This is a genomic window from Pseudomonas sp. RW407, from assembly GCF_003176655.1.
Taxonomy (GTDB): domain Bacteria; phylum Pseudomonadota; class Gammaproteobacteria; order Pseudomonadales; family Pseudomonadaceae; genus Pseudomonas; species Pseudomonas delhiensis.
In genome coordinates this window covers 407793-411593 of sequence record NZ_QGSL01000106.1, presented here as the reverse complement: position 1 = coordinate 411593, position 3801 = coordinate 407793, and the positions used below count along the sequence as shown (strand labels likewise).

Sequence of the window (3801 nt, the reverse complement as noted above, 5' to 3'; positions counted from 1 at the left end):
AGCCGGCAACAACGAAGGTTTCCGGCTGAAACCATTCCTCCTCTCGGCACGGACTAGCCCCCTCTCCCTTCAGGGAGAGGGCTGGGGAGAGGGAAAGGCGCTGAACCAACCCGCCGACATTTCCGGTGAGTGCCGTTCGCGAGCAAAAGCCTTCAGAGCTGAAACTGCGCCACCAACGCCTCCTGGCTCCCAGCCACCTTGCGCAGGTGCTCGCCGCAGTCGCGGGTGTGCGCGGCGGTCTTGCGGTTTTCCGCGGTCATGTCGCTCAGGCGGTGCATGTGCTGGTTCACCTCCTGGGTGGTGGCGGCCTGCTGCTCGGCCGCCGCGGCGATCTGGAAGGCCATGGCGTGCACGCCCTGCAGGGACTGGTCGAGGGCGCCGAGGGAGTCCAGCACCGCCTGGGTGTCGTGCTCCAGGGTATGGGCCTGTTCGGTGGCGCCGCCCATGCTGGCCTGGGCCTGGCTGGAGGAGTCGCCGAGGGTGCCGACGATGGTGACGATCTCGTCGGTGGCGCTGCGGGTGCGCTGGGCCAGGCTGCGCACTTCGTCCGCCACCACGGCGAAGCCGCGGCCGGCGTCGCCGGCGCGGGCGGCCTCGATGGCGGCGTTGAGGGCCAGCAGGTTGGTCTGCTCGGCGATGGAGCGGATCACCTCCAGCACCGAGTTGATCTGCTGGCTGTCGCCGGCCAGGGCCTGCACCACCCGGTCGGCGTCGCGCAGGCCGGCGAGCAGTTGGTCCTGGCGGCCGATCATGCGCTGCAGGGTGTCCTGCATGGTCACGAAGGCCTCGCGCGCGGCAGCGCTGCCGTCGGCGCTGCGGCTGGCGCTGCCGGCGATTTCCTGGACGGTGGCGGCCATCTGGTCGACGGCGCTGACCACCATCTCCAGGGCTTCCTGCTGCTGGTCGAGGTGGCTGCTGGTGCGCCCGGCGGCGTCGAGGATGTCGCCGCTGGCGTCGCCCACCGCTTCGCTGGCCTGGCGCAGGCGCTCCACCACCTGGCGCCAGGCCGCGGCCATCTCGTGCAGGGCCTGCATCAGGCCGCTGGCGGCCTCGGCGCCGCCGGCCAGCTTCAGCTCGCCGTTGGCCAGGCGCTGGGCCAGGGCCGCCATGCTCGCCGGCTCGCCGCCCAGCGGGCGCATCACGCTGCGGCTGACCAGCCAGGTGCCGGCGGCCACGCCGGCGAGGGTCAGCAGGCCCAGCACCAGCATCTGCCACATCAGCTTGCGCACCGGGGCGAAGGCCTGGCCCTGGTCCATTTCCGCCACCAGCGCCCAGTGCAGGCCGTCGAGGTTCAGCGGCACGAAGGACTTCAGCGCCGTCTCGCCGCTCAGGCCGGTCTCGGTCAGGCGCCCCTGCTCGCCGGCCAGGGCCTTCTCGCTGGCCTGGCCGGGGAGGGCGGCGGGGGTGTCGCCGGCACGGCGCACGTGGTGGTCGGCGAAGCGCACCGAATCCGAGCGCAGGCGCCCGTCGCCGCCCACCAGGTAGGTCTCGCCGGCCTCGCCCAGGCCCTGGCGGCTCTGCATCACGTCGTTGATCGCCTTCAGCGGCAGTTCCAGCACCAGCAGCAGCTGCAGCTTGTCGTGGTCCTTGATCGGCGCGGCCAGCCACTGCACCGGCTGCTTATCATCCAGGGCCGGCTCCAGGTCGCTGATGCTCGCCTTGCCGCTGGCCAGCGCGCCGCGGACGAAGCGGCCGAAGGGCGTGTCGCGCCATTGTGGGGCGTTCATGTCCTGCTGGTAGTCGGCGCCGCGGCCGAGGCTGAAGACCACGCTGCCGTCGCTGGCCACCAGGCGCAGCTCGCGGTAGCCGAAGGTCCTGGTGAAGTTCTCGAACACTGGGCGGTCGTAGTTGGCGGTGGTGACCAGCGCCTCGCTCTCCAGCCCCGCGTAGTTGGCGCCGAGGTTGCCGGCCAGGCTGCTGAGCTGGTCGTGGCGGGCCTGCCAGGCGTCCATCAGCTGCCGCTGCTTGATGCTGGCCACCGCCTCCAGGGCGTTCAGGCTCTGTTCTTCGAGGGCGCGGCTGGCCTGGTGGTAGACCACCATGGCCATGACCAGCACCGGGATGAGGCCGATCAGCAGGAAACTCAGGGCAAGCTTGGCGCGCAAGGGCATGGGCGGGATTCCGAAGGTCTGGAGGACGTCGTAAAAAATTCTGCAAGAAGCGTGCAAATTTATTTACGAACGTAAACAAAATCGATCAGGCCGTTCGTTTATCTGCTCAGTCGGACACCCGCGGCCCAGGCAGGACAATGGCCGGGTGCCATTGTTGGTGGGGCGAAGGGGGGCGTCGTCCCGGCGGGCCCGGCAGGAAGCGAGGAGCGCCATGCACCGCCCGGGTGCGTCACCGCGGGCGCCCGGCGTCACCGGGCGTAACGCCGGCGGAAACGAAAAAGGCGAAGCCTCGCGGCTTCGCCTTTCGTCATCGCGCCGGCCTCAGTGCTTGCGCGGTACCGGCTTGAGCAGCTCGGTGGGCGGCATCTCGCAGGTGATCTTGCGGCCCAGCAGTTCCTCGATCGGCGGCAGGGCGAAGGCGTCGTCCTCGCCGGCGAAGCTGATGGAGGTGCCGGTGGAGCCTGCGCGGCCGGTGCGGCCGATGCGGTGCACGTAGTCGTCCGGGTCTTCCGGCAGGGTGAAGTTGATCACGTGGCTGATGGCTTCGACGTGGATGCCGCGGCCGGCCACGTCGGTGGCCACCAGTACGCGGATCTTGCCTTCGCGGAAGCCTTCCAGGACCTTGATGCGCTTGTGCTGCGGCACGTCGCCGGACATCTGCGCGGCGCTGATGCCGTCCTTGGTCAGGCGTTCCTCGATGCGCCGGACCTCGTCCTTGCGGTTGGCGAAGACCATCACCCGGGTCCAGTCGTTCTGCGCGATCAGGTTGTACAGCAGCTTGTACTTGTCGCTGCCGGCCACGGCGTAGACGTGCTGCTCGACGGTGTCGCTGGCGACGTTCTCCGGCTCGATCTCGACGATGGCCGGGTCCACGGTCCACTGCTTGGCCAGGTTCATCACGTCGTCGGTGAAGGTGGCGGAGAACAGCAGGGTCTGGCGCTCGCCTTTGTACGGGGTCTGGCGGATGATCTGGCGGACCTGGGGGATGAAGCCCATGTCGAGCATGCGGTCGGCCTCGTCCAGCACCATCACCTCGACCATGTCCAGGTGCACCTCGCCGCGCTGGTTGAAGTCCAGCAGGCGGCCGGGGGTGGCCACGAGGATGTCGCAGTAGCGCGACTCGAGGGTCTTGAGCTGCTTGTCGAAGTCCATGCCGCCGACGAAGCTCATGACGTTCAGGCCGGTGTACTTGGCCAGGCCCACGGCGTCCTTGGCGATCTGCACCACCAGCTCGCGGGTCGGCGCGATGATCAGCGCGCGCGGCTCGCCCATGTAGCGTTCCTTGGGCGGCGGCGTCTGCAGCAGCTGGGTGATGATCGAGATGAGGAACGCGGCGGTCTTGCCGGTGCCGGTCTGGGCGCGGCCGATGGCGTCCTGGCCCCTGAGGGTGAAGCCCAGCACCTGCGCCTGGATCGGCGTGCAGTAGGGGAAGCCGAGGTCGTGGATGGCGTGCATCAGCCGCGGGTCGAGGTTGAAGTCGTGGAAGCGCGTCTTGCCTTCGGCCGGCTCGACCACGAAGTCTTCCAGCTTCCAGTTGTCCACCACGGGCGCCTTGGGCTTGCGCTCGCGGCGCGGGCGCTCGGCCTTCTCGGTCTTCTCGCGCGGCGGCTTGTCGGCGCGCTCGGCCTTGTCCGGGCGGTCGCCGCGGTCCTGGCGTTCGTTTTTGTCCTGGCGTTCGCCGCGCGGCTTG

Annotated in this window: 1 protein-coding gene and 2 pseudogenes; all 3 read right to left on the bottom strand. The window is 69.4% G+C overall.

Features of this window, described 5'->3' with window-relative positions:
- Positions 1 to 152: 152 nt before the first annotated feature.
- Positions 153 to 659 (bottom strand): annotated as a pseudogene (locus tag DK254_RS35225) (methyl-accepting chemotaxis protein); the annotation flags it as partial.
- Positions 660 to 1271: 612 nt separating this feature from the next.
- Positions 1272 to 2042: pseudogene (locus DK254_RS35220) on the bottom strand (cache domain-containing protein); the annotation flags it as partial.
- Between the two features lie 390 nt (positions 2043 to 2432).
- The coding region (gene rhlB, locus DK254_RS18725) for an ATP-dependent RNA helicase RhlB (protein WP_146219630.1) at positions 2433 to 3801 on the bottom strand (1369 nt) is incomplete at its 5' end.